Here is a 7,174-nt window from a genome sequence, read left to right as displayed (position 1 = left end):
TGTCAAACTACTTTGGCGAGTACCACCAATAATATTGGCAATATTTTCATCAAATCTATCTACTCGCTGACTAGGTAGAGATAGAGAAATATTTTCATCCTTAAAACGGTTTCTAATTTCAGTTCCTACTGCTGGTAAAGCCAAATAATCAGAACAACTTAAGGAAAGTAAAGAAAACTCATTATGTCCAGTTGCACTTATACCCTTTTCAATAGTATCCACTACTTGTTGTGGTTCCACATCTCGTGCTGGTCGAGTTAACATACCTGGCTGACAAAAGCGACAACCTCTGGTACATCCACGTCGCACTTCTATTACCAATCGATCATGGACTGTTTCTACATAAGGAACTAAACCTATAGAATAAGCTGGCATAGGAGTTGCGACTCGACGGAGTATTCTTTCTGGCACATCGTCGCGAATAGGGAAAACAGAACCATCTGCAGCCATGCTATAAAATTGTGGCACATAGACACCAGGAATTTGGGCTAAATCTAACAGTAATTCTTCTCTAGTTAATTTATTAGCTTTCCCCTCCTGAACTATTAGTCCAATTTCTGGAAGTAACTCTTCTCCATCCCCTAGAGCAATAAAATCAAAAAAGTCTGCATAAGGTTCAGGGTTTGAAGTTGCTGTTTGCCCTCCTGCAAATATTAGAGGGAAGGAGGAGTCTGGGGAGTTTTGGGAGGATGGAGAGTACAACTTCTGACTTCTGACTTCTGAATTCTGACTTCCTTGATAGTTTGGGGAGTCCCACTTCTGACTTCTGACTTCTGACTTCTGACTTCGTTCAAGTCTTTCTTGCCAAGTCAAAGGTATGCCTGCCAAACTGAGCATTTCTAGAATATTTGTCGCTCCTAACTCATAGCTGAGACTAAAGCCAAGAATATCAAAATCAATAAGCGATCGCCTTGATTCTACAGCAAATAGTGGAGTATCTGTGGCCCGCAATTTTTTGGCTAAATCTGGAGCTGGTAAATATGCGCGATCGCATAATTGGTGTGGCTGAGAATTTAAGATATTGTAAAGAATTATATGTCCTAGATTAGAAGCTCCTACTTCATAAACTTCTGGGTAGGTCAACACCCATCGGACTTGAGAGTTGTCCCAAGGTTTATGAAAAGCACCAAACTCATTACCAAGGTAACGAGCGGGTTTGTGGATATCGGGTGTAAGTAAATTCTCTACTGCTACTGCCACTATTACTACTTAAGGTGTATTTTATGGTTAGATATATTTCAAGATAGCACCAAAAACTTATGGTGTGGAACTATAACTCAAAGATTTCACTTATTATGGCCTCAGGGTCTCAATGATGAATATCACTTTCTCATATAGTATTGGATCACCTATCAGGGTAAATATCTAGCAGAGAATTTAACTATGTAGAGTTTTTATTTAGATTAGCCATGGAACCAAACTGTGTGATTCGGAAACTCGTATCTAAAGCTCTCTATTTTCGGCAATTAACCCCTGAAATCGAAAATCAAATCAACTCAGAGTTGACACGACTTGGGTATATTTCCGATGTAGATTATGAAGCATTAGAGTTATTAATGGAGGAAATGGATGCAGGGCGAATTCAGCTCGTTCCTACTATGTAAATAATCTGAATTTTTTGTAGTTTAAAATTTCCTAATATGGAAAAATATTTTGACAGCAAAAATAATCTTTTTTTGGCATATCAGTTATTAGAAAATAAATATTTAGCAGGGCTATAAAATAAAATAAAACATGAACTGAGATAGATATAATTCTAATTTGCTAAGTTGAGTTTTGAGGTAGAGATAAAGAAGTAATGATAAGCAGTAAGGAATAGGAAAGACTGGAATCACCGAATAGTTTTGATACTAAATTAGGTACTTTTGTCAAATCCCCTCTAATCTTTCAGCATGAGTGCTTTATACCCTCTGCCTTACTCCCGTTATCAAGATACTATCGTTAGCTGATTTTAGCATAAGATCCTTTTTCCTTTTTCCTTGTTCCTTGTTCCTTACCATTTTAGGACTACCAATTTCTCTATGTAGAGCTAGTTTGACGATCTGATTTTTCAGGGTGTATATTCAATAATTTATAATTGATAATTGATAATTACCTCTCCCTAAAACGGATTGGATTGACGCGGAGCGTGAAAATTTTTCTTGTTTCTCCTTTAAAGGAGAGGCTTTAAACCTTAATTATTTGGTAATTTTCAAACTGTTTAGTATGGAAAGGTGTAGTTTAATATTAATTTTTTCTCTATTCCCTATTCTCTATTCCCTAAAGTCCTAAAACTTTTTACCTGATCAACTCCAAAAATGCTGCAATTGTATATCTGATGCTCAAGTTAAGTAGGTAGGCAAAAGTATTTTTAGATCTACTCCTCAAGTATATACAGCATATTTTTTGTTCCATGTTTCCTACTGACAAATTTTCAATTAATTTGGCAGAGGTACTTAGAACCAACAAAAATTCACTTACATTGTTGTTTCCAGAATCTGCTCTCTAAAATACCTAAAAATAATTAATTGCACAACTCTATTATCTGTAATACCTAGAAAAGAGAGGAAAAATCTGCTACATACATCCCTCCACCGAACATCTTAGTAGCATAAGGACGATAAAGTTGTGTAAAGACTTGGGATTAGTATCCTGCGAAATGCTTGCCAAACATTTCACTTTCTCAGACTTATAATAAACTACTCATAAATTTTCCCACTTAATCTACTTAAACAAAATCTAGAACAGAAAATTTGATTGTTCATAACTTTTGTCTTAAATATTTTTACTTTTGACTCAAAAACTTCCCTGACTACTTTTCAAGATAAACTTTCCTATATGTACATTAATCAGTTCAGGAGTTAATAAAAGTTATCATGCAGCTTGCCAAAAGGCTAGAAAAAATACCACCTTATCTCTTTACTGAAATTGACCGTAAACGGAATGAATTATTAGAAAGAGGAGTTGACATTATCAATTTGGGGGTAGGAGATCCAGATCAACCTACACCAAATCATATTGTTCAGGCAATGCATGAGGCAATTCAAGACCCAAGAAATCACCATTATCCCCCCTACAAAGGTATAAAAGAATATAGGCAAGCCGCAGCAGCTTGGATGAAACGTAGGTTTGCCATTGAAGATTTAAACCCAGAAACAGAAGTAATTTCCTCAATAGGTTCTAAAGAGTCAATTCACAATACTTTTTTAGCCTTTGTAGACCCAGGGGACTATACTCTAATTCCTGACCCTGGTTATCCAGTTTATCGAACCTCAACAATTTTTGCTGAGGGTCAACCTTATCCAATGCAACTTAGGCCGGAAAATGGATTTTTACCAAATTTAAAGACTATTCCTCAAGAAGTAGCTGAAAAAGCTAAATTATTGTGGATTAACTATCCTAATAATCCTACAGGTGCCACAGCTAGTTTAAAGTTTTTTCAAGAATTAGTAGACTTTTGTCGGCATTATGACATATTACTATGTCACGATAATGCTTATTCTGAAATGGCTTATGATGGTTATCAACCTCCTAGCATATTACAAATTCCTGGTGCAAAAGATATAGCAATTGAATTTCATAGTTTATCTAAATCTTACAATATGACAGGATGGCGGATTGGTTTTGTCGTAGGAAATAGTTTGGGAATTAAGGGGTTAAGTCAAGTAAAGTCTAATGTAGATTCTGGAGTATTTAAATCAATTCAAAAAGCGGCGATGGCTGCTTTTTCTACTACTGAAGAAGACTTGCAAAGTTTAGTAGCAGTTTACCAAAAACGAAGAGATATTTTTATCAAAGGTTTGCAATCTTTAGGTTTTCCGATTAAACCAACTTTAGCAAGTTTATATGTATGGGTTCCAGTTCCTCAAAATTATACATCTCAAGAATTTGTCACTCTTTTACTAGAAAAATGCGGTATTATCGTACCTCCTGGAAATGGATATGGTGCATCTGGAGAAGGTTTTTTTCGCATTACATTAACAGTAGAAGAAGAACGGATTTATGAAGCATTACAAAGAATGAAAGATGCAGGTATTACTTATGTATAAATAGGGAACAGGGTATAGGGTATAGGGTATAGAAAAAAACTTTAGCTCATTGATATAAGAAGTCCTTGATCAATTTTACTCTGATGAGAGTTTAACATTACTAATATTATATCCTACATTCCGTGTTCAAAAAGTAGTACAAAGCGATCGAGGAGCCTAATTAGGGCTTGCTTATGGAAGTCTTTTGGTAAGGGTAGGAGTTAGGAGTCAGGAGTCCTAGTGGCGAATAGCCATTCGCCACTACAGAATAGATGGGAATTATACCAATTACCAAAAGTAATACTATACTTCAGCTATACTTCAACAGTTAAATAATTACCAAGATTCTAAGTCTTTTTTTGACAATTATTAGTCGGTTAGTATATATTTTTCCTACTTTTAACCTCTCCCGTACGGACGTTGCATGCAACGTCCCTACTACTTCCCACACTTCCCCACCCAATCGGGTATAGCATTCTTTTTGAGAAATGGTATTATAGAGGAGGTAGTCGGAATAATTGTAAGAGTGATTTTTCTACCCTTGTCTGCCCAAAATCCTAACTTTTTGGTAGTTCAAGCTAAAAAAGTTGAACTTTTTTTCGATCCTTAAACGCTGAAGCTTTATAATCTCAATGCTTTTAGATTTAATCAGCAAACCCTAATTAACCTAATTTACGGAGTATAAATACTGAGGGAGATAGGAAATTGTTTTCTACTTTAGTATCTTACCGAAAAATTAATAATTAATAATTAATAATTAAATAATTATGGTTTAAAGCCTCCCCTTGGATAGGGGAAAACAAAGACAATATTCCTTATATTCAATCCTCTCGGGTTTTAACCCGAAGTAATTATCAATTATCCATTAATGAAAAATTGTCATGGGGAATGTAGGATATATAGTCATTGCTTTTAGATTTAATTAGCAAACCCTATTAACCTAATTTGCAGAGTATAAATACTGAGGGAGATAAAAAATTGTTTTCTACTTTAGTCTCTTACAAATTGTCATGGGGAATGTAGGATATATAGTCGTTTAAGTTTAGATTTAGACAAGCTTTTCTTCCTATGAAAGGATTTCAGCCGAAAAAGTGTTTCATTCTTAAGTTAAATAACTATATTTGTGAAAAATATACTGCAAATTGATACCATAATAATTCTATTTTAGTTATTTATAAAATTAACTAAAAAAACAACAGCTTCTTTAGTAGAAGAGGCAGAAGTTTTGAATGTGCAGCAGTTACTTCAGATGAAATTAGAGATATTTATCGAAAACGGTGGCGAGTTGAATTCTCATAGAAATTTTTAAAGATGCACCTAAAACTAGATAGATTAATTACCAAAAATGTCAATGGTATTAGCATGCAAATAATGTCTAGTCTCATCGCTTACCTAATTTTACAACTTGTATCCATTCCCAAAGAATGGGGTAATAAAATGTTAGATACATTTCCCGATATTCAAGCTTGTAGGTTTCAACAAATCAGTTATGTTCACTGGATAGAAGATATTATGAAATGTTGACATTTTTACCCTTGATAAAATTACTGTAACTTGATATGTAAACTTTTTTCAAGACATTCAACATTTCTGATAAGGGGTAATATTTTTTGAATTTATATCAATTTCATAACTTGGAAATACGATTTATTATGTCTCTATTGTCTTTAATTATCGCCTGTTTATTCAAGTATTATATTATCTGCTTATACCATTTATCCATGAAGTTGCGCTGAATAAAAGATAACAACTATTAGTAAAATTCAGGTTTGGGTAAGAATTATTAAGCGCATTGTTACAGAGAAATCGTATGACAATCCAAAAACTATTAAATATGTGGGATTAGTCTTGGGAAAAATTGATTAATTTTTTATTCTTTAATAGCAAATAAATATAGCAGGTTTATACTGAAAATTAACGTTCAGAAAAAAAATTATGATCGGTCCTAGCTCTGATAGTCTCTCCTATTTATTAGACGACAACTCTAATAACTTTACCGTACCTGTAAACTTACTAACTCCACATCCAGAAGGTCTAAAAGCTCTAGGTGGAAATGATACAGTAATAGGCTCATCAAACCCTGAACTAATTAATGGTAATCAAGGTAACGACAACATTTTTGGTGGAGACGGTTCTGATACTTTACGAGGTGGTAGAGATAATGATTTGATTCAAGCTAACCAAGGTAACGATCAAATTTTTGGAGATTTAGGTAACGATACAATTTATGGAGATTTAGGTAACGATACAATTTATGGAGGGAAAGAAAATGATATTTTATTAGGAGGAGATGGTAACGATATAATTTCTGGCGACTTAGGAATAGATACATTAATTGGAGGAGCAGGGAATGATACATTTGTTTTGCGAGATTCACAAAATAATAACAACCTAAATACAGCAGATATTATTGATGATTTTAATCCTAATTTTGACAGAATTAAAATCCCAGACAACTTAACAGAAAATGACATCGTATTCACACAAGATTCCTTCACAGGAGATACATTAATTCAAGTTCAGATCAACGGTTCAATATTAGCAAGAGTTAGAGAAATATCTGACACAAACCTTCTTGAAAGTCGCTTGATTTTTGGAAATACCTCAAATGTTAATGAACTGTCCCAAACTGCTAGCTCTGTAACCCCAATCTTTAATAATATTTTTGGATATGGTTTAGTTGATGCCTCAACAGCAGTAGCTAGAGCAATTGGAGCTGGCTCTTTCCCAGATGTTCCTGATATAGGAGGAAATCAATGGGGACTAGATTTAGTCAAAGCACCCGAAGTTTGGAATCAGGGAATTCAGGGAGATGGTATTGTAGTAGCCGTCATTGATAGTGGTGTGGACTATACCCATCCTGAATTAACAGGCCAAATGTGGATTAATAGGGATGAAATTCCCAACAATAATATTGATGATGATGGTAATGGCTATGTAGATGATGTCCGAGGTTGGGATTTTGTCAATGATGATAATGACCCAATAGATGAAGAAGGTCATGGAACTCATATTGCAGGTACGGTCGCTGCCAAGAGAGATGGAATAGGAACAACTGGAATTGCTCCAAATGCCAAAATTATGTCTCTCAGAGTATTAAACGATGAAGGTGTGGGCCGGGTTAGTGATGGGATAGAGGCCATTCGTTATGCTGTTGATAACGGAGA

At 34.6% G+C, this 7,174-nt stretch carries 5 protein-coding genes and 1 pseudogene; 5 read left to right on the top strand and 1 reads right to left on the bottom strand.

All coding sequences use genetic code 11. The annotated features are described in order from the left end of the window. A partial coding sequence (locus tag F6K22_RS25505) for a radical SAM family protein (protein ID WP_483244161.1) occupies positions 1-1,200 on the bottom strand: 1,200 nt, incomplete at its 3' end. Between the two features lie 209 nt (positions 1,201-1,409). Between F6K22_RS25505 and F6K22_RS25500 the strand changes: the two genes are divergently transcribed. From F6K22_RS25500 to F6K22_RS25480, 5 genes and pseudogenes are all read left to right on the top strand, one after another. After that, positions 1,410-1,604 carry a hypothetical protein gene (locus F6K22_RS25500; RefSeq protein WP_293104450.1) on the top strand — a complete coding sequence of 65 codons (195 nt, stop codon included), beginning with the start codon at positions 1,410-1,412 and terminating at the stop codon, positions 1,602-1,604. 1,251 nt (positions 1,605-2,855) lie between these two features. Then, positions 2,856-4,028 (top strand): pyridoxal phosphate-dependent aminotransferase, encoded by a 1,173-nt coding sequence (locus F6K22_RS25495; RefSeq protein WP_293104447.1) that lies wholly within the window; start codon positions 2,856-2,858, stop codon positions 4,026-4,028. A 403-nt stretch (positions 4,029-4,431) separates the two neighbouring features. Continuing rightward, positions 4,432-4,617, top strand: a complete 186-nt coding sequence (locus F6K22_RS25490) for a hypothetical protein (RefSeq protein WP_293104444.1) — start codon at positions 4,432-4,434, stop codon at positions 4,615-4,617. A gap of 623 nt (positions 4,618-5,240) precedes the next feature. After that, positions 5,241-5,531 (top strand): annotated as a pseudogene (locus F6K22_RS25485) (transposase); the annotation flags it as partial. Positions 5,532-5,942: 411 nt separating this feature from the next. Then, the coding region (locus F6K22_RS25480) for a S8 family serine peptidase (RefSeq protein WP_293104442.1) at positions 5,943-7,174 on the top strand (1,232 nt) is incomplete at its 3' end.

The organism is Okeania sp. SIO2F4, assembly GCF_010672385.1.
In the GTDB taxonomy this organism is placed as follows: domain Bacteria; phylum Cyanobacteriota; class Cyanobacteriia; order Cyanobacteriales; family Microcoleaceae; genus Trichodesmium.
This window is presented reverse-complemented; position numbering and strand designations above follow the sequence as displayed.